The organism is Acinetobacter sp. 802_lipA, assembly GCF_058242885.1.
In genome coordinates this window covers 101158-121888 of the sequence record NZ_JBZAYP010000002.1, presented here as the reverse complement: position 1 = coordinate 121888, position 20731 = coordinate 101158, and the positions used below count along the sequence as shown (strand labels likewise).

The 20731-nt window shown below is 40.3% G+C and carries 17 protein-coding genes and 4 pseudogenes; 6 read left to right on the top strand and 15 right to left on the bottom strand.

The genetic code is table 11. From position 1 onward, the window contains the following. Positions 1-15: 15 nt before the first annotated feature. The 3 genes and pseudogenes from AC4CU3_RS18305 to AC4CU3_RS18295 all read right to left on the bottom strand — a co-directional run. Positions 16-2682: an excinuclease ABC subunit UvrA gene (locus AC4CU3_RS18305; RefSeq protein WP_279045513.1), complete on the bottom strand. Its 2667-nt coding sequence runs from the start codon at positions 2680-2682 to the stop codon at positions 16-18. Between the two features lie 42 nt (positions 2683-2724). Next, positions 2725-3947: pseudogene (locus AC4CU3_RS18300) on the bottom strand (IS256 family transposase). Between the two features lie 93 nt (positions 3948-4040). Beyond that, a pseudogene (locus AC4CU3_RS18295) lies at positions 4041-4523 on the bottom strand (zinc-binding dehydrogenase); the annotation flags it as partial. Positions 4524-4585: 62 nt separating this feature from the next. Here AC4CU3_RS18295 and AC4CU3_RS18290 point away from each other — a divergent pair. The 5 genes from AC4CU3_RS18290 (at position 4586) to AC4CU3_RS18270 (ending at position 8973) form a co-directional block, all read left to right on the top strand. Next, the gene (locus tag AC4CU3_RS18290; protein ID WP_001067783.1) at positions 4586-5290 is read left to right on the top strand and encodes an IS6-like element IS1008 family transposase; all 705 of its coding nucleotides are present in this window, start codon (positions 4586-4588) and stop codon (positions 5288-5290) included. A 578-nt stretch (positions 5291-5868) separates the two neighbouring features. Further along, a complete protein-coding gene (locus AC4CU3_RS18285) occupies positions 5869-6144 on the top strand; it encodes a metal/formaldehyde-sensitive transcriptional repressor (RefSeq protein WP_001133624.1) in 276 nt (91 codons plus the stop codon). A gap of 21 nt (positions 6145-6165) precedes the next feature. Then, entirely contained in the window at positions 6166-7278 is a 1113-nt protein-coding gene (locus tag AC4CU3_RS18280; RefSeq protein WP_004897268.1) for an S-(hydroxymethyl)glutathione dehydrogenase/class III alcohol dehydrogenase, read from the top strand. 228 nt (positions 7279-7506) lie between these two features. Next, positions 7507-8337, top strand: a complete 831-nt coding sequence (gene fghA, locus AC4CU3_RS18275; protein ID WP_004897267.1) for an S-formylglutathione hydrolase — start codon at positions 7507-7509, stop codon at positions 8335-8337. 333 nt (positions 8338-8670) lie between these two features. Further along, entirely contained in the window at positions 8671-8973 is a 303-nt protein-coding gene (locus tag AC4CU3_RS18270; RefSeq protein WP_004897265.1) for a putative quinol monooxygenase, read from the top strand. 90 nt (positions 8974-9063) lie between these two features. Here the strand turns inward: AC4CU3_RS18270 and AC4CU3_RS18265 are convergent, their stop codons facing one another. Beyond that, positions 9064-9768 carry an IS6-like element IS1008 family transposase gene (locus tag AC4CU3_RS18265; protein WP_001067783.1) on the bottom strand — a complete coding sequence of 235 codons (705 nt, stop codon included), beginning with the start codon at positions 9766-9768 and terminating at the stop codon, positions 9064-9066. 63 nt (positions 9769-9831) lie between these two features. Here AC4CU3_RS18265 and AC4CU3_RS18260 point away from each other — a divergent pair. Next, positions 9832-10125 (top strand): annotated as a pseudogene (locus AC4CU3_RS18260) (recombinase family protein); the annotation flags it as partial. A gap of 136 nt (positions 10126-10261) precedes the next feature. On the opposite strand, the gene AC4CU3_RS18255 reads toward AC4CU3_RS18260, so the two are convergent. From AC4CU3_RS18255 to AC4CU3_RS18205, 11 genes and pseudogenes are all read right to left on the bottom strand, one after another. Further along, on the bottom strand, positions 10262-12346 hold the full coding sequence (locus AC4CU3_RS18255; protein ID WP_044111966.1) for a TonB-dependent receptor family protein: 2085 nt from the start codon (positions 12344-12346) through the stop codon (positions 10262-10264). A 196-nt stretch (positions 12347-12542) separates the two neighbouring features. Next, positions 12543-13633 (bottom strand): IS4-like element ISAba33 family transposase gene (locus AC4CU3_RS18250; protein WP_125625403.1). Its coding sequence is split into 2 segments (ribosomal slippage): positions 12543-13093 and positions 13093-13633, totalling 1092 coding nucleotides; the frame shifts between segments, so codons are not numbered across the junction. 235 nt (positions 13634-13868) lie between these two features. Beyond that, positions 13869-14288 carry a transposase gene (locus tag AC4CU3_RS18245; RefSeq protein ID WP_081241779.1) on the bottom strand — a complete coding sequence of 140 codons (420 nt, stop codon included), beginning with the start codon at positions 14286-14288 and terminating at the stop codon, positions 13869-13871. Between the two features lie 60 nt (positions 14289-14348). Beyond that, a complete protein-coding gene (locus AC4CU3_RS18240; protein WP_044111965.1) occupies positions 14349-14876 on the bottom strand; it encodes a helix-turn-helix domain-containing protein in 528 nt (175 codons plus the stop codon). A gap of 169 nt (positions 14877-15045) precedes the next feature. Continuing rightward, positions 15046-16674: an ABC transporter permease gene (locus AC4CU3_RS18235; protein ID WP_044111963.1), complete on the bottom strand. Its 1629-nt coding sequence runs from the start codon at positions 16672-16674 to the stop codon at positions 15046-15048. An 82-nt stretch (positions 16675-16756) separates the two neighbouring features. Next, positions 16757-17773, bottom strand: a complete 1017-nt coding sequence (locus AC4CU3_RS18230) for an extracellular solute-binding protein (RefSeq protein ID WP_005401808.1) — start codon at positions 17771-17773, stop codon at positions 16757-16759. 21 nt (positions 17774-17794) lie between these two features. After that, positions 17795-18919 carry an ABC transporter ATP-binding protein gene (locus AC4CU3_RS18225; RefSeq protein WP_005401807.1) on the bottom strand — a complete coding sequence of 375 codons (1125 nt, stop codon included), beginning with the start codon at positions 18917-18919 and terminating at the stop codon, positions 17795-17797. A 291-nt stretch (positions 18920-19210) separates the two neighbouring features. Further along, the gene (locus tag AC4CU3_RS18220; protein WP_005401806.1) at positions 19211-19462 is read right to left on the bottom strand and encodes a tryptophan synthase subunit alpha; all 252 of its coding nucleotides are present in this window, start codon (positions 19460-19462) and stop codon (positions 19211-19213) included. 42 nt (positions 19463-19504) lie between these two features. Further along, positions 19505-19789 (bottom strand): annotated as a pseudogene (locus AC4CU3_RS18215) (transposase); the annotation flags it as partial. A gap of 10 nt (positions 19790-19799) precedes the next feature. Further along, a complete protein-coding gene (locus AC4CU3_RS18210; protein ID WP_005401805.1) occupies positions 19800-20231 on the bottom strand; it encodes a MarR family winged helix-turn-helix transcriptional regulator in 432 nt (143 codons plus the stop codon). 6 nt (positions 20232-20237) lie between these two features. Then, positions 20238-20666 (bottom strand): organic hydroperoxide resistance protein, encoded by a 429-nt coding sequence (locus AC4CU3_RS18205; RefSeq protein WP_005401804.1) that lies wholly within the window; start codon positions 20664-20666, stop codon positions 20238-20240. Positions 20667-20731: the final 65 nt, after the last annotated feature.

Here is a 20731-nt window from a genome sequence, read left to right as displayed (position 1 = left end):
TACCCACTCGCAATATCAACGTTTAGTATCACGACTCACTAACTCATTAACTAAATATGGAGCAGTACGACTATCTTGATTTTCTGTTATTTGTTTTGGTGTTCCTGCCACAACAATATTCCCACCAGCATTTCCAGCACCTGGTCCCACATCAATCACCCAATCTGCTTGTGCAACGGCACGCATATCATGCTCAATCATAACCACGGTATTACCCGCATCGACTAATCGCTGCAATTGAACTAACAATCGATCTACATCTGATGGATGCAAACCTGTAGTTGGCTCATCAAGTATATACAGTGTATTTCCACGCTGATTGCGTTGCAGCTCGGTCGCCAATTTAATACGTTGCGCTTCTCCACCAGATAGTTCAGTCGCTGGTTGCCCTAAACGTAAATAACCAAGGCCAATTTCCTTTAATAATTGTAGTGAACGAGCAATCGAGACCTCTCCATCAAAAAAATCACGTGCTTCATTGACGGTCATTCCTAATACTTCAGCAATATTACGTCCATTCCAGCGAATTTTCAGAGTGTCATCATTATATCGAGCACCATGACATGTCGGACAAGGGGCATATACACTTGGCATAAACAATAATTCTACACTGACAAAGCCTTCACCTTCACAAGTTTCACATCGCCCTTTAGCCACATTAAACGAAAAACGTCCAGCATCATAATGAGCTTGGCGAGCTTCAGGAGTCCCAGCAAATAACTTTCTAACATGATCAAATAAACCCGTATAAGTTGCCAGATTAGAACGTGGAGTACGGCCAATTGGTTTTTGATCAACCTGTACCAGACGCTGTATAGCCTCCACATCACCAGCCAGAGAACCCTGTGTAACCTCGGTAACCAACATTCCTTCATTTAAAGGATTATTTTCATTATTGTTTTCAGTTTCAGATTCATTGCCTAAATATGAAAGTACTAACTCGGGTAAAGCTTGAGAAACGAGACTAGATTTACCTGAACCTGAAATACCTGTAACTGCTGTAAGTACACCAAGAGGTATACGAGCATCAATATTATGCAGGTTATGTCGGTAAATATTGTTAAGTTCAAGCCAACCAGAGGGTGTACGTCCATAACTTTGAGTAACTGGGATTTTATTAAATAAATAACTTGCAGTACGTGAAGCTGAAATCTCTCTTAAACCCTGAGGTACTCCACTATATAAAATATTACCACCTTGCTCTCCTGCATCTGGTCCAACATCCACTAACCATTGAGCACGACGCATGAGCTCTAAATCATGCTCTACAACAAATACGGAGTTTCCAGCGTCTCTTAATTTATCGAGAGAATCATATAATGACTGACTATCTGAAGGATGTAATCCAGCAGACGGTTCATCCAGTACATAAACTACACCAAATAGCATAGAACTTAATTGTGTTGCTAAACGCAAACGTTGTAACTCTCCCGCTGAAAGAGTCGGTGTGGCTCTATCTAATGTTAGATAACCAAGACCTAACTGGCGTAATTGATTTAAACGCCCCACCACACCATTTGCTAAACGCTGCGCAGCAATTTTCTTTTCATCTGAAAGTGCTGACGTACGTCTTACATCTGGAGATACAGAATGCACTGCTCTACCTGTTGTTGCTCGTTCGGATCTATCAAGTTGGGTTACTTTATTATTAGTCTTTTCTCCAGCATCATGAGCGTCGAAATTGCCAAGAACAATGGGCTCAAGCAGGCAAGTTAACTTATCCAAAGAAAGTTGCATAAACTCACCAATATCTACTCCAGCAAAGGTAATAGATAAGGCTTCTGGTTTAAGGCGTTTACCATGACAGGAAGGGCATATTTTTCCTTCCATAAAACGTGAAACACGTTTTTTCATCAACGTACTTTGGGTATTAGCAAAAGTATGAAGGACATAGCGACGAGCACCAGTGAAAGTGCCCATATAGCTGGGTTCTAGTTTACGTTTAAGTGCAGATTGAGTCTCAGCGGGGCTTAAACCAGCATAGACAGGAACTGTTGGGGTTTCTTCAGTAAATAAAATCCAGTCTCTATCCGATTGCGGTAAATCTTTCCATGGTCGATCGACATCATACCCTAGGGTTACTAGGATATCGCGTAAGTTTTGCCCGTGCCAAGCAGGTGGCCATGATGCGATAGCTCTCTCACGAATACTGAGTGTTGGGTCAGGAACCATTGTCGATTCTGTAACTTCATAAATGTGACCTAAACCATGACAGGTAGGACAAGCACCTTGAGGAGTGTTCGGTGAAAAGTCCTCGGCATATAACATTGGCTGATCGGCAGGATATGCACCAGCACGCGAATAAATCATTCGCACGAGACTTGATAAAGTTGTTACACTTCCAACAGAAGAACGGGTATTACTTGCACCACGTTGTTGTTGCAATGCTACTGCTGGTGGTAGACCATCAATAGCATCAACATCTGGTACTCCGGCCTGATCTATTAAGCGTCTTGCATAAGGTGCAACAGATTCGAAATATCTTCTTTGTGCTTCAGCAAAAATAGTTCCAAAAGCAAGTGATGATTTTCCTGAACCCGATACACCTGAGAAAACAACAAGTGCATTTCTTGGGATAGAAACATCTACATCCTTAAGGTTATGCTCACGTGCACCTCGAACTTCAATACAATTATTAGATAAAGTAATGTTATTGTGTTCACCAAAAGAATGTATTTTCATGTTTCTACGAGCCTGTAAATTATTTTGTGTAAGTCTCATTTTTTATAAATGATCTTTTAATCGATCATCGAACTGAATCGTAAACCAATTCATTGCTAAACGCCAATTTTGAATTGGCATGGTCCATTTTTTAGCAGCATTTGAAGTTGCTAAATAAATGACCTTTTTCACTGAATCATCAGAAGAGAAGATCTTTCTCTTTTTAGTTGAATGGCGGATCACGCTATTCAATGATTCAATTGCATTTGTTGTATAAATCGCATGACGTATTTCAGCAGGATAGCTAAAGATCGTTCGGATATTTTCCCAATTTGCCCGCCAGGATTCTCCAATTTTTGAATACTGGTGATTCCATTGATCGCAGAAGATATCTAGGGGCTTTAAAGCATTTTCCTCTGTACTTGCCTGATAGATCGCCTTCAATCCTGCTGTTACAGCTTTGTAGTCCTTCCAGCTCACAAATCTCAGGCTATTGCGTACAACATGTACGATACACAGCTGGATATCAGTATGAGGGTAGACAGAGGCTATCGCATCAGGAAAGCCTTTTAGTCCTGAGAAGCGCTGCTTCGCAAGGCAGGCTACAAGAATATCTTGCACTCCTCGATTTTTAAGCTCTGTCATGACTGACAGCCAGAATTTGGAACCTTCTGTTTGAGCAAGCCACATGCCAAGAAGTTCTTTTTGGCCATCCAGGTTAATGCCTAATGCTAAATAAACTGATTTATTGATTACTGTTGAATGCTGACGAACCTTAACAACAATGCAATCTAAATAGACAACAGGATAAAGACTATCGAGTGTTCTATTTTGCCATTCTGTCACTTGTTCAATGACAGCATCCGTCACCTTACTAATAAGGGAGGCAGATACATCGGCATCGTACATTTCTTTAAAAAAGCAACAATTTCTCTATTTGTCATTCCTTTCGCATATAGCGAAAGAATTTGATCATCCATGCTAGTAATGCGTGTTTGATGCTTCTTAATAATCTGTGGTTCAAAAGAGCCATCACGATCACGAGGGATATCTAAAGCAAGCTGCCCATCTTGTGTTAGAACTGTTTTGGAGCTAAAACCATTACGTGCATTAGATCCTTTCTTAGGTTGATGCTTTTCATAGCCTAAATGTTCAGAAAGCTCAGTATTCAGAGCGGTTTCGATCATGAACTTTTTAAATATGGCTGTCATTTGGTTTAAATCTTCAGGAGTTTTTAAACCTTTAGCTAATTCAGCTGCCATACTTTTGATTGTAGCTTCATCCATGTGAAGTACCTCTTTTTATTATCCTCAGTAGGATAAATGAAAATTAAGTACTTACACAAAATTTAGAACAGTCCCACAACTCATTTTGTTGAACTATATCTGTACAACAACTCTACCTCGAATTTTTCCATCTAAAATTTCATTTGAAATATTTAAAGCATCTGTTAACTGAATTTCAGTCGTTACTGTTTCTAATTTTGTTTGATCTAATTCTGTAGCCAAACGTTCCCATGCTTCTTTTCTTAATTCGATTGGTGCCATCACGCTATCAATTCCATATAAGGTAATCCCTCTTAGAATAAATGGAGCAACTGTTGCTGGAAAATCCATTCCGCCTGCCAAACCACACGCAGCAACTGCACCACGATATTTTGTACTAGCACATGCATTGGCTAAAGTATGGCTTCCAACAGTATCAATTACGCCAGCCCAAACTTCTTTGTTTAATGGCTTTCCTGGGGAAGATAATTCAATACGATCAATAATTTCACTCGCCCCTAGATAGGTTAAATATTCTGACTCTTGAGGTCGACCAGTCGAAGCTGTAATCTCATAACCAAGATGATTCAAAATAAGGCACTGTTGCAAATAGGCTGACATGATAAGCTAAATATCTTATTTATTTCGAGATACAGCAGATGAATCCCTTCCACGGTCGGCACTTTCAAGGTGAAATCATTCTTTGGGCTGTTCGTTGGTATTGTAAATATGGCATCAGCTATCGTGAACTTCAAGAAATGCTCGCTGAACGAGGCATAAATGTGGATCACAGTACAATTTATCGTTGGGTTCAGCGTTATGCTCCAGAAATGGAAAAACGGTTACGCTGGTATTGGCGTAATCCTACAGATTTACATTCATGGCATATGGATGAGACTTATATCAAAGTGAAGGGGCGATGGACTTACCTGTATCGTGCAGTTGATCAACGGGGTCATACGATTGACTTTTACCTTTCCGCTAGACGGAACAGTAAATCAGCCTATAGTTTTCTAGGAAAGATCTTCAATACGGTGAAAAAATGGCAAATTCCAAGGGTCATCAATACAGATAAAGCAGCGACCTATGGCCATGCTTTATCACGATTAAAGCGAGAAGGAAAATGTCCAGTAGATATTGAGCACAGGCAGATTAAGTATAAAAATAATGTCATTGAATGTGATCATGGTAAGTTAAAGCGAATCATCAGGGCCACATTAGGATTCAAATCTATGAAGACTGCTTATGCGACAATTAAAGGTATTGAAGTCATGCGTGCACTACGTAAAGGACAAGCATCGTCATTTTATTATGGTCAGCCTCAGGGTGAAGTGTGTCTAATCAACAGGGTTTTCGGTCTCTAAGCACTTTTTAAAGGGAACATCATCGACTCAAATCACTATTTGCAACAGTGCCGTTTAAATTCATGATCACCAAAATTTTCTAGGATAAGAGCATTCATCATCTTATTCATAGTTATTCCTTATTCTTAACTGGGGGATGATATGCACAGTACCAAAATAAATTAATCCAATAAATGATATTTATAGGATTTAATAATTCCTAAATAATGAATAATAAATATCATCCGCTCACTAAAAATATTCTAGTACAGTCTGTAAAGGCAGTTTAATCTAAACTGTCGGTAGTATTTTCAAGGCTTGAAACGTTCAAAATATCTACAAAGTGGCTAAAATTTGAAACATAATTCTAAAAGGTCACAGCATCACAAAGAACATGAGCCAAAATAAAAAAATGGGAGCTGAAAGTCCCATTCTTTGTGACTTTAGCATCAGCTCTACGATGTTAATTTAAAAAAAAACTAAAAACAGGGATAGAAAATTTTCGCTAAAGGTCTTTTTGATTTTCGATTTATAAAAAATATTGCTTTTTTTATACTATGGGGTACTATAGTATTAATGCTAGCAAGTAAGGAGGTCTGATGCCTAATCAGGTTGAAGACAAAAAAAAGATTCTTCTACGCGTCAGAAAGATCAAAGGTCAGACGCAAGCGATTGAAAAAGCGTTAGAAGACAATGTGGAATGTGGTGCAATTCTGCAACAAATATGCTCTGTGCGTGGTGCTATTAATGGTTTAATGAATGAAATGTTGGAGGTTCATTTAAAGGACACTTTAGTATCAGGTGAAACTACAGAACAACAACGAAAAGAAGAATTGGCTGAAATCGCCAAGATTCTAAAATCATATTTAAAATAGATCTGTATAAGGAATTATTCCATGAAGTCACGTGCTGCTGTTGCGTTTGGTCCTGGTCAACCTCTTCAAATTGTTGAAGTTGATGTTGCACCACCGAAGAAAGGTGAAGTATTAATCAAGATCTCCCATACCGGTGTGTGTCATACAGACGCATTTACTTTATCTGGCGATGATCCTGAAGGTGTTTTTCCTGCTATTCTCGGGCATGAAGGTGCTGGTGTTGTAGTTGAGGTTGGTGAAGGCGTGACTAGCGTCAAACCAGGTGATCACGTAATTCCACTTTACACTGCTGAATGTGGCGAGTGCGTATTCTGTAAATCTGGAAAATCGAACTTGTGTATTTCCGTTCGCGAAACTCAAGGTAGAGGTGTAATGCCAGATGGTACCACTCGTTTTTCCTACAATGGTCAACCGATTTATCACTATATGGGCTGCTCAACGTTCAGTGAATACACTGTAGTGGCAGAAGTATCATTGGCTAAAATCAATCCTGAAGCCAATCACGAACATGTCTGCTTACTGGGTTGTGGTGTCACAACGGGTATCGGTGCAGTACACAACACGGCTAAAGTACAAGAAGGTGATAGTGTTGCGGTCTTTGGTTTAGGTGGTATTGGTCTGGCAGTCGTACAAGCCGCACGTCAAGCTAAAGCAGGGCGTATTATTGTAGTTGACATGAATCCAGATAAATTTGCGCTGGCAAAAGAGTTTGGTGCAACGGACTTCTTGAACCCTAAAGACTACGACAAACCAATCCAGCAAGTCATTGTCGAAATGACTGGCTGGGGTGTAGATCATTCATTTGAATGTATTGGTAACGTGAATGTAATGCGTGCAGCCCTTGAAAGTGCACACCGTGGCTGGGGACAATCCGTAATTATTGGTGTAGCTGGCGCAGGTCAGGAAATCTCTACCCGTCCATTCCAGCTTGTTACTGGTCGTAAATGGCTAGGTTCTGCCTTTGGTGGCGTAAAAGGTCGTACGCAACTTCCAGGAATGGTTGAAGATGCCATGAACGGTAAAATTCAATTAGAACCATTTGTGACACATACGATGGGCTTGGATCAGATCAATGAAGCCTTTGATCTAATGCATGAAGGTAAGTCAATTCGTACTGTAATTCATTACGAATAATTCCGTCAGACCTTATACTTTTCCATGCATGTGCATCATGAATGACATGCATGGAATTCTCCAAAACGGCACATCATCTGTAAAACAGATCTATCTGTGTAGGCATCGTGTATAGGTTCAATCAACCTGCCTACATTTTAAATCTTTATCACTATTCTCTGTGGAGAATGTCGGACTCTTTGTTTACTCGATTTCTCATGAAGTCTTGCTCAACATAGGTAATTGATTATGGAAATAATTGAGAAACATGCTTCTTTTGGTGGATCGCAAGAAGTGTATCGCCATCAGTCAATAGCATTAAACTGTTCAATGAAATTCTCAATATATCTGCCACCTCATGACAAAGATGAGCGGTTGCCAGTTTTATATTGGTTATCAGGACTGACTTGCAACGAACAGAACTTTATTACTAAAGCCGGAGCACAAAAGTATGCGGCTGAACATAAAGTCATTATTGTTGCACCAGATACCAGCCCACGTGGAGAAGATGTACCAGATCATGCAGATTATGATTTAGGCCAAGGTGCAGGATTCTATGTGAATGCAACACAAGCACCTTGGTCACAGCATTTCAAAATGTATGATTATATTGTGGAAGAGCTCAGAAATCTGATTGACCTAAATTTTCCGACCAATCAAGTCCAAAGTATTATGGGTCATAGCATGGGTGGTCATGGTGCATTAGTAATTGGGTTAAAAAATCCTGAGCTGTATAAAAGTATTTCTGCTTTTGCACCGATTGTTGCACCTAGCCAAGTACCTTGGGGGAAAAAGGCTTTCACACATTACCTAGGTGAAACCGAAACTTTATGGAAAAGCTATGATGCGATTGAATTAATCAAAAACGCTGAAGTTCATATACCTATTTTAGTCGATCAGGGAACAGCTGATGATTTTCTTGAAGAACAGTTAAGGCCTAAGCTTCTTAGTGATATGTGTTTGGAACAAGAATATCCTCTTACACTTAACCTAAGAGAAGGGTATGACCATAGCTATTACTTCATTGCGAGCTTTATAGAGAAACATATAGAGTTTCACAGCAAACTCCTAGCTAAATAACTTTGATAGATATGAGGATGTACATGTTGTTCTTGAATGCTTCTTGAGCAATATAATTTTCAGATGAAGAGGTCAGCTTATAAATCTAAGGTAGAGTCAATTGATCCTTATATAACTAAGATTGAATTTAACCATCTCATATCTTAATTTTTTGATTCAAATGTTAATGATATTAACTTGAATAAATTCATAGCATTATGTCGGAATAAAAAAACAGATTTTGGCTCAGCTATGGGATTTTTTTTTAACTTTTATACAACAAAACTTTCTGACATGCATACATTAGCAATGTCAGAATCAGTTTTAATTCTAGTCAATTGTGGAGTTTTAGTCATGCTTAAAACAGCTTTATATGTCCGCCTTGAAGCTAAACCGGGTAAAGAAGACGAAGTGGAAGCTTTCCTTAAAGCCGGTTTACATATTGTAATGGAAGAACCTGCGACAGTTGCGTGGTTTGGCCTACGTCTTGGACCTACAACATTTGGTATATTTGATGCATTTCCTGATGAGGCGGGTCGCCAAGCACATCTATCTGGCAAGGTTGCAGCTGCTTTGATGGCTCAGGCCGATGAGCTATTTTCAGAGCCACCGTCTATTGAAAAAGTAGATGTTTTGGCGAGTAAACTACCAGCTTAAACCGACGCTTAAATGTATGAGTGTGCTGCCTGAAATTTGGCACTGTTGCAAATAGTGATTTGAGTCGATGATGTTCCCTTTAAAAAGTGCTTAGAGACCGAAAACCCTGTTGATTAGACACACTTCACCCTGAGGCTGACCATAATAAAATGACGATGCTTGTCCTTTACGTAGTGCACGCATGACTTCAATACCTTTAATTGTGGCATAAGCAGTCTTCATAGATTTGAATCCTAATGTGGCCCTGATGATTCGCTTTAACTTACCATGATCACATTCAATGACATTATTTTTATACTTAATCTGCCTGTGCTCAATATCTACTGGACATTTTCCTTCTCGCTTTAATCGTGATAAAGCATGGCCATAGGTCGCTGCTTTATCTGTATTGATGACCCGTGGAATTTGCCATTTTTTCACCGTATTGAAGATCTTTCCTAGAAAACTATAGGCTGATTTACTGTTCCGTCTAGCGGAAAGGTAAAAGTCAATCGTATGACCCCGTTGATCAACTGCACGATACAGGTAAGTCCATCGCCCCTTCACTTTGATATAAGTCTCATCCATATGCCATGAATGTAAATCTGTAGGATTACGCCAATACCAGCGTAACCGTTTTTCCATTTCTGGAGCATAACGCTGAACCCAACGATAAATTGTACTGTGATCCACATTTATGCCTCGTTCAGCGAGCATTTCTTGAAGTTCACGATAGCTGATGCCATATTTACAATACCAACGAACAGCCCAAAGAATGATTTCACCTTGAAAGTGCCGACCGTGGAAGGGATTCATCTGCTGTATCTCGAAATAAATAAGATATTTAGCTTATCATGTCAGCCTATTTGCAACAGTGCCGAAAATATTACCTTCACAGCTCAGGCCACTCCGATGGATAATCTGATGTTACAGCTCATGGGAGCTTTTGCTCAATTTGAGCGAGAAATTATCTTAGAACGTCAGAAAGAAGGTATCAGGCTCGCAGCAGCTCAGGGCAAATATAAAGGTCGTGTCCATAAATTGAATCCCGATCAGGCCAAAGCGTTACAACAAGCCTGGGATGAAGGGATGTATTCATCCAAAGTTGATCTGGCAAAAGCATTTGATATTAGTCGACAAGCAGTTTATCGGTATTTAAAAAAAATTAATTAGTCACTAGATGGACCAAAAGGTATCTACAAATCGGGGGCTATTACAATTACTTTATATATTCAATCTCGTTGATGATAGGTCATATTTTTAAAAATCCATAAATATGACCTACCGATTTTAGAAAAGAAAGAATGATTTAGAAGCGATAACGAACGCCGGCTTCAAGCGAACGTTCTGGACCTACATAAATTCCCTGACGCAAGCTTGCAATATAACGTTTGTCCGCCAAGTTTTTCACGGCACCATAGAATTCAACTTGATCATTAAGCGTATAACGCGTAGTCAAATCAACTGTCGTATAGCCATTGATTTTGCCCGTGAAAAAACCAGATGTGTTTTCTACAATTGGTTTTGTATTCAATTCATCGGTAAATTGTGAACCCGTATAATTCGCGCTTAACTGCGTACGTAAACCTGCATAGGTATAACCTAAACCTAGGTTTGCTATCCACTCTGGTGTATACGGAACACGATCGCCATCTCTTGATTTAAGCGTACCATTTTTATTATAACGGTCGCCCTTGAACTGAGCATCTATTACCCAAGTCAGATTGGCGAATACATCAAATCCGTTGTCCAATTCTAGATTAACCGCGCCTTCTAGGCCTTGGTTATAGGTTTTACCGCCATTTGTACTTTGAAAGTCAGAATTACTGTTCGCTGGAATAATCTGATTATCAAAGTCCATACGGAAAGCAGTCATTTCATAGCTCAAAGCATCTTGTTGACCTCTTAAACCAAATTCCCAACTCACGGCAGTTTCCGCATCCAATTTTTGGTCTTGCAAGCCACTGAGAGAGTCACCATTCAATGCTGGGGAAAATGCTTTATAGACACTACCATACAACTGTACAGCTGGATCTAACTGGAATGTCATACCAAGTCCAGGCATCACTTCCGTATTTGAGGTCTTAACCAACTCACTCTTTTTCTTATCTTCACGTTGCTGCTCATAATGTTCAATACGAACCCCCGGTGTCACCGACAGCTGGTCGGTAATATCTAAACGGTTTTGAGCATAGAAAGCGACACTTTTAGCAGAATCTTTAACATCCTTATCGATCGTGCCTGTACGTGGCGTTGCACGAGTGGCTTTAATGGTGACATCATCCATTTTTTCATTCATCAGGCGTAAGCCAACTTCTGCCTCACTTGAAATATTGAATAAAGTATGTTTGGTCACTAAGCGGGTTTCAGCACCGATACGTTCAAATGCACGATTATTGCCATTCAATGTATCTTTATATATCCACTGACCTGCAGCTTTTGATGCAGCTCCGTCAACATCATAACGCCAGTAATCACGATTCATTTCACTCCAATAAAATAATGTTTGCAGTTCCATATCATCATTTATATTCCAGCGGTGATTAACATCGAAAGAATTACGTTCTGTTAAGAACCAGTCATCTGGTGCAGGGTTGCTCTCTTTCTCATTTTGATATTCGCCCAGGAACTGCCCGCGATAAGAGATGTTGGCATCATTCTCATAATGGGTGAATTTCACACCTAACCATTGATTATCACCAATTGCTGTGCCCGCCTTAATGACAGCATCTTTCATTTCATAGCCCTTGTCCATGAAACCGTCACTTTTTGCCCAGCTTAAAATTGCCCCAACCTTACTGTCTTTGTTTGGAGAACTTCCTCCTAATTCAACTGTTGTTTTATACGTATCCCAAGAGCCAACCGATACATCAACCAGAGCACCATCTTTCGGTTGCTTAGTCTGGTAATTGATCACCCCTCCAATGTTCAGTGGACCATAACGCAAAGCTGAAGAACCTTTCATCACTTCAATACTATCCATGCGCTGTACACGTGGATTGTAATAACGACCATTTCCAACAAATAGACCAGGAGCTACAGGCACACCATCTTCTAAAATTAAAGTTTTATAATCAGCTGAACTGATACCTCGCATACCAATATTGGCAACTACAGCAGACTCTTCCTCAGGTTTCACATAGACACCGGAAACACGTTTTAAGATATCTTCTGTAGATGTCGGAATAACTTGTTTAATTTGCTCTTGGTCTACTATCACCGCTGCCCCCGGAATCTTCGAAACAGCGTCCTCCTGTGAGCCAATCACCTGAATCATAGGCAACACCATACTTTTTTGTTCTTGCTCAGGGGCTGCATATAAATTAGGTATAAAACTACTGAATAATAATCCGCTCATGACGATTGGATTTTTCAAAAAGCAACGTTTTTCCATGTTTACCTCTATTTAAAAGATCGGGGTGGCAATCGATTGGCAGATAAATTAACTTACAAAACAAGTAAATTGCAACACAAATAATAACAATTATCACTTATATTTTAAAAATGATTATCTTTTATAAGAAATGAATCTTAATAAAATCGATTGTTTTTCTAAAATTTATTCTGATTTTCTCTGTACACGACAAATTTCATAGGACCCTTGTCCTATCAGGCTTTTTCTTTCTTAAAATTGCTAGCACTTTCTTAAATTCTTCTTTTTTTCCAAAACCAATCAAACGTAGAATAGCCATTTGAACATAGTCCAAACCGTAGCGAAATAAACTTACTGAAAGTCGTCCATGCTTCTTTATTTTTATCGCTTTTTTCCGATCATGTTGCCATTCACCTGTTAAATAGCACCAACAGAAACCGATAGCTAGCACTGCTATCAATTTCTTGACTCGTCTAGGGTCTGTTAAACGAGTATTTTCAAGATTGAATCCACGTCCTTTGAGACAACTAAATAACGTTTCGATTTCCCAGCGTAATGCATAATCACGAATAGCAGAAGCATTAAACATAGGAGAAACAACAAGTAAAAGTTCTCCATCTTCTAATCGTAGCGCACTAATATACAGTTTCACTCGACCAACCCAAATACGTCGTTTACGACATTCAGTTTGACCAACTTGAAGATGACGAAATAAATCACTAATTTTATGATTCTTGGCTAAGTGATTGGTCACAATAAAGTTTTTTTAACACGTATACAAAAGTTAATGTCATTTTCAATTAACCATGTAAACCATTTCTCACCGATAAATTCTCTGTCTGCGAACACATTCACAATACGGTCTTTACCAAAAATAGAGATAAAGCGTTGAATCAAAGCAATACGCTCTTTTGTATCTGAATTTCCACGTTTATTGAGCAATGTCCAAACAATAGGTATGGCTATTCCACGATAGACGATGGCTAACATCAAGATATTGATATCTCGTTTTCCCCATTTCCAATTAGTTCTATCCAAAGTTAATTGGACTTTATCGAATGAAAATATATTGAAAATTAACTGAGAAATTTGACGATAATCGAAATACTGATCTGCAAAGAAGCGTTGTATACGTCGATAAAATGATTGTGGTAAGCACTTGATGGGTAAGGCTTTAGATGCAGAAGAAAGATTACATGTCTGTTTTACAATTAATGCAAGCATAATCAGTGTAAAACATTTTGCATGTGACTTGTTCCACTTTAGATATTTGTTTAAGATGAGATGTAACTCATTGAAATGTGTCATCATATTCGTCGTCAGAAAACAAGTATTATGCCATTATTTCAATGAGTTATCTTTTTTTGTCGTGTACAAAGCTGATTTTTTAAATTTGTTTTATTAATTGCCTGACTGCAAGAAAGGCATCCATCTTTAAGATCACACTATGCTATTCGAATAAATGCTATAGCAATCATAGATTATTATTATACCACTCCATTGAAATAACCTAACATTCAGCCCATTTGCGAGTTCCAATCGATTAGATGAGTTGGGTTCGTTTGGCAAACTGGTTCCAAGCCATGCAGCAAGCATCAACAATCTCGGTATAATCTTTAAAGCATCGGTTTGATAAATAAAGTTGTTTTAACCACTGCCACACCTGTTCCATCGGATTCAGTTCAGGTGAATATGGCGGTAATTTTAATAAACTGACATTCGTCAAGTTGAGACTCGTTTGATGCCAGCCAGCGCCATCAACGATCACAACAGCTATGATGCCCCTCAGGAACTTGTGCTGAAATCTCCTGTAAATGTAGACGCATTCCTTCGATATTTGCTCTCGGGAGAACCAATCCACAACAGACTCCTCGGGCAGGGCAAATGGCACCATAAATATAACTGTACTCAAATTGCTGCTGACGAACCAGGCGTGGTCGTTCACCCCGGTAATGCCAAACACGGCTGATCGAACCTTGCTGTCCTACTCTTGACTCATCTTGAAACCATAAATCAACTTTCGCTAAATCTGCAGATGCAGGAAGGATTTCTTTGAGTTTGCTGGCAATTTTTTTTTAAATTCAGCTTGAGCAGCGTCGTTCTTTTCTGGGTGGGCAGAGCGACCTGATACCCAGCTCATGCCAATCTGCTTTAACAGTTTGTACAAGCTATTAGGGTTGTAAACCACGTTGAATTTCTGCTGAATGAGTTCGGCAATGTTTACCGCAGTGACCCGGCCACCGCCACGTTGTTGCTGGAGAGCCACGATCTCGGTTTTGAGTTGTTCTTTTTGCTCGATTGACAACGGGCTATGGCGGCCTCGACCTTCCCGATCATACAGGCCATTGATGCCTTGAGTCTGAAAGGTACGCCGCAACTTGCGTATAGTAATGGGATTAAAGCCAAACTGTTCAGCAACCTGTTGAGGAGAAACGCCTTTTGCCATTTGGGCGAGCATTAAGAGTCGAACCCGCGTGCGTGGATTCGACTCTGTTTTGGACAGTGCGATGAAATCAATATCAGTTAATTGATAGGCAGATATTTTACTCATACAACTATATTAGCTTATTTCGATTGAATGGTATTAGAGAAAATTTTTTATTTTATAGATTACAGACATCTTTATTGATGAGTGGAATGCTTAAGTTTTTGATCAAGAAGAACCGTTTAATCAGTTCTTCTTATACTTACAGATGCTTTAATTTCATTATAATATTTTCTTATCGGCTATTTTTACTCATACGAGCAAGTAAAATCACCGGTATCAAGCCTACCAATACGATCAGTAAAGCTGCGATTGCGCCATCTTCATAGGTGCCTCTTGAGGCTTCCGCATAGAGCTGTGTGGCCAGCGTTTCCATATTCAGTGGCCTCAATAAGAGTGTGGCAGGTAATTCTTTCATACAGTCTACAAAGATCAATAATGCAGCCGAGATGATCGCGGGGCGTAAAAGAGGGAAATGAACGCGCCATAAAATATCCCGTTTGTTCTGTCCTAAATTACATGCAGCATCATCAAGAACCGCATGGATCCGATTATATCCGGATTCTATGCTACCAATTGAAATCGCTAGAAAACGCACCGCATAGACGTAGATCAAGGTAAAACTGGTCCCCAAAAAGAGTAGCCCGGTAGAAATGCCAAGCTGGAATTCAAAAAAATCCGCCACGGCATGATCGAGAGCACCTAACGACAGCATCAGGCCAATGGCAAGTACCGTCCCCGGAATGGCATAACCTAAACTTGAAATTCGGCTAAACCATGTAGTTCGACTAAATCGTGCAGCGCTGACAATGAAGAAACCTACCAGAATAGTAATAAACGTCGCGATGCTGGCCAAGGTAAGGGTATTGATCGAAGCTTGTAATAAATATTCAGAAAAACCCGCATATTGAATACGTTTATAAGACTCTACCAGCAAATGGCTAAATGGGATCAAAAAGCCGATCGTAACGGGAATCAACCCAAGCACGAATAAGGTGAGCGCTCTGCTTCCTGTAACGGGCTGAGCGGGCATCAGGCGACTGCGTTGAGCAGAGTTCATATAACGCTGTTTGCGTCGTCCCAACCTTTCTACGATCACTAAAAAGGTAATGATCATCAGCATAAAAATGGCAATCTGCGCGGCACTGGCCAGATCAGACTGGTTGATCCAGGTTGAATAAATGGATAACGTAAGTGTTCTAATACCCAGAAACTCGGTTGCACCGATGTCATTAATGGTTTCCATTAACACCAGGCTGGTGCCCACGGCAATTGCTGGTCGTGCGAGTGGCATTGCAACTCGTAAAAAGACCTGATTCGGCTTTAGTCCCAAGCTGCGTGCAACTTCAATCAGACTGGCTGACTGCATGAGAAACATGGCACGGGTGCTTAAATAGACATAAGGATACAGGACAAAACTTAATAAAAAGATTCCTCCCCATACCGAACGGATATTGGGGAACCAGAACTGTTGCATGTCTAATCCCAGCCCCTCTCGGAACAGGCTTTGAACCGGACCAATGGGATGCAGAATGTCGATATAGCTATAGGCAATAATGTAAGTGGGGACGGCCAGAGGTAAGAGCAGTGCCCAGTCCAGAAATGCTCGACCACGAAACTGATAGGCTGTGACAATCCAGGCACTGCCTGTGCCAATCAGGATAGTCAATACACCAACACCTAGTAAAAGTACGGATGTTTCGACCAGTGTTGGCGGAATAACATAGCGGATCAGATGTTGCCAAATCTCACTATTACCTTGCAGGGCTGTCCAGACTAAAGCCAGGACGGGTAAGCAGGCGAGCAGCGTCAATAGTCCACTGAGCGAAAATAACGGACGAAATGCAAATTTCTTGTTGGGCATTGAAGATTTAGCTGTGATAAGAGGTGGAAACAAAGTCGATCTTACAGGAAGCGTAAATTGCTCCCTGTAAGTCGAACGAGACTTAGTGGTTAAACTGTACTTTGTCAACTAACAGATTGGCGGTTTTACGGTGTCGGGCAATGTCACTTAAACGAATAGAATCCACCTTGAGTTTGCCAAAGCTTGCAATAATCGGATCAATTTTAACTCCAGGTTTCACTGGATATTCAAAGTCGCTTTTCGCATAGATCGCCTGAGCATGGTCTGAGGCTAAAAACTCAAGCAGTTGTACCCCTTCTTTACGGTTAGGTGCATATTTCGAGACGACTGCACCTGAAACATTGACGTGTGTTCCGCCATTTTTAAAGCGTGGTAAGACTACATTAATGGCATTGCCCCAACGTTGTTGCTCAGCATCGCCTGTGCGCATGGTGCCGACATAATAGGTATTTGCTACCCCAATGTCACAAATCTTGCCGAGAATATCGCGGGCGACATCACGATCACCACCGCTTGCAGGACGTGCCAGATTGGCTTTGACACCGCGTAACCATGTTTCAGCTTCTTTCTCGCCATGATGGGCAATATAGGCCGCAATTAAACCGGTGTTGTAAGGATGGCTGCCGGAACGAATACAGATCTTACCTTTCCATTTTGGGTTAGCCAAATCTTCATAGCTGATCGCGCTGAGAGGAACACGGTCTTTGGACACATACACGGCACGTGCACGCATCGATAAGGCATACCAGTGGCCATTTGCGGCACGTAAATTACCCGGAATGGACTTGTTCAAGATTTTGGAGTCTACGCGCTGCGTCAAACCACTTTCAACCAGATCCACCAGATTGCCAAAATCGACAGTGAGCATCACATCTGCAGGGGAGCGTCGGCCTTCAGCTTTAACCCGTTCCAGTAACCCGTCCTTGATAAAAACCGTATTGACTTTCACGCCGGTTTTTTGGCTAAACTCTTTTAACAAAGGCTGCATTAAAACAGGTTCGCGCGTGGTGTATAGGTTGACTTCCGCTGCATGTACCCAACTACCACTGAAGGCAACCAGACCAGTTAAAAGAAGATAAACTTTCGAGAGTGGTTTCATTTCTTATTTCCTTAACAGAGTTTAAACCTGAACGGCTTGTTCAAGCTGAGATGTGATGGCAATGCTTGTGTCGTCACTGGATGCAAAGAAAAAACATGCTGCTAAATCGACTGACACATAGACCTGTTGATTGGCAGAAAAATGCTGCTGATGGTCAACTTGCACCAATATGATGGTTGAATCAGAGGCAAGCTGCAGACGTAACTGATAGGCATGCCCCATAAAGCTGGATGAAAGGACTTTCGCTGTGACTGCATCTGTGACGGGTTCTCGGCTCACCTGTACTTGATGTGGACGGAAACAGCAGGAAATCGATTCTTTAGTATCTGCCAAATTTTTAGGTACTGTGACCTGACCAAAAATTGTTTTAATTTGCTGATCCAGACGCTGGGCCGGTATTTCATTCAAAGCAGAAAAATAACGTGCCGCAAACAGAGTAGACGGCTGCAAATAGAGTTGCTTAGGTGTCCCGATCTGAATAATTTGCCCTTGATGCATCAGGATAATCTGGTCCGCAATCTGCAAAGCCTCTTCCGGATCATGCGTGACAATCACCGTCGTAGTCGCTGTCTGTATTAAAAGATCAATGGTACTTTGGCGGATCTGATCACGTAGGCGGTGGTCCAGATTAGAAAAAGGTTCATCCATCAGTAACACGTGAGGTTTAGGTGCCAACGCACGCGCCAGAGCAACACGCTGTTGTTCACCACCCGATAAGGTGTATGGATAACTGTGCATGTGATGATGCATGGATACATGTTTTAAGGCTTGTTCAGCAATTTCCTGTCGCTGCTTTTTAGGGAACTTTTTAAGTCCAAACATCACATTTTCCAGCACACTCAGGTGCGGAAAAAGTGCATAGTCCTGAAAAACCAGACCAATATTGCGGGCTTCTGCAGGGATATGTTGTTCTTCATTCCATAAAACGTTGTGTTCAAGCTGAATCGAGCCACTCGTTGGGGTTTCCATACCTGCAATCAAACGTAGCATGGTTGTTTTACCACAACCGGAATGTCCGAGTAAGCAAATGATTTGTCCGCTTGTTGCAGACCATGTCGCTTGATTGACAGCAAAACGTGAGCCGAATTTCTTGCTTAAGTTATAAATTGTTAAGACATTGGCTGAATGTTCTGCATAGGCATTCATATTGAACTCATCGTGCTATTTTCTTTAACAAATAATAACTAATAATCTTTCTCATGTAGAGTCTTTTTATCAGTTGGCTTATAAAAATTCTAGATCATTTTGATCTTTAGCCGCAGGTGAAAACTGATCAAGACTGTTCAGATCACCTATCAGCGATCTTTTTTTCAAGATTGGGTAGATTCAAATTGCCTCCGGTGAGGCCATTTTCCGCAACATGATATAAAAATTCTGTCGCGCTTGCCGAGATTTATTTCACCCTCTCAACAAGGGTAGTTGGTGCGGTCATTGCGATTAAATGCATGTTTTTTCAGTTAATCGCAGTTTAAATTGTTCCCGATATTCATAGGGTGCATCCAGAATCAGGATCCCATCAATCAGATTTTCGGTATGCACAACCAGTTTCTCGAAACCATATTGCATGATCGGATTTAAATAGGTCATGAAAACAATCGGAGTTGTGTCATCCTGTAGACGGACTGCTTTCACTAGCTCAACTGTCTGATGTACGGTTTGTCCAGCACTGAGTGCTCTGAGATAGGGCACAATAAAAAATGGGTAACTGTCAGCTCAGGTTTGAGCTAGTACAGCTAAGTAAATGACCTTTTTCACTGAATTATTAGAAGAGAAGATCTTTCTCTTTTTAGCTGAATGGCGGATTACGCTATTCAACGATTCAATCGAATTCCTCGTATAAATTACATGACCTATTTCAGCTGGATTGCTAAAGATCGTTCGTATATTTTCCCAATTTTCCTGTCAAGATTCGCCAATTTTTGGATATTGTTGATTCCATTGATCACACAAGATATCTAGGGACTTTAATGCATTGTCCTCTGTGCTTGTCTGATAGATTGCTTTTAGACCAGATGTAAAAGAGGTCTCAAATTCTTTCTGATAATAGATTAACTAATGCTTTTAATTCATCTCGTAATTGATTTAAGTTAGCAAACTCAATGTTCTTGGTAAGCTCTTTAGGAATCTTTTCTGCTTCAGCAGATAAGTCTCGCCCTTTATCTTTTAATGAAATAAGAACTCGTCTTTCATCATTAGGATCACGTGATCGATTAATTAGACCAGATGTCTCCATTCTTTTTAATAGTGGGGTTAATGTTCCACTATCAAGATGTAAAATTTGTCCAAGATCACCCACACTTACACAGTCTTTTTCCCACAAAACCAACATTACTAAATATTGAGGATAAGTAAGTCCGAGAGGTGTAAGAAAAGGGCGATAAGCTTTTACGATTAAATTAGATGCAGCATAAATAGGAAAACATAGTTGCTCATCTAAGCAAAGCTGATTCTTGGACATAACTTTTTATTTGGTATAGACAGTGGTAGACACCTGTATATTACCTCGAATAGCATTTGAATAAGGACATACTTGATGTGTTTGTTCCACTATTTTCTCTGCGTCAGCTTGTGAAATACCTGAAATCGTGACATCTAAGTGTACTGTCAAGGCAAATCCACCATTGCCATTAGCAACCATTCCAACAGTGCTCAGGACTTCTACATCGTTATCACGGATTTTATATTCTTTATTGCTACGAGTTACATGGATCACTGCATTTCCAAAGCATGCAGCATAGCCAGCTGCAAATAATTGCTCAGGATTCGTTGCATCACCTTTACCACCTAATTCTTTTGGTAAAGCCAATTTTAGTTCTAAGATACCATCTTCACTACGAATATTTCCTGAACGTCCACCGATTGCTTTAACCTGGGTAGAATAAAGATTACTCATTTTGATTACCTTTAAATAAATACATTGTGTGCAATATAATTGCACATAATGTATTTATGTCAACT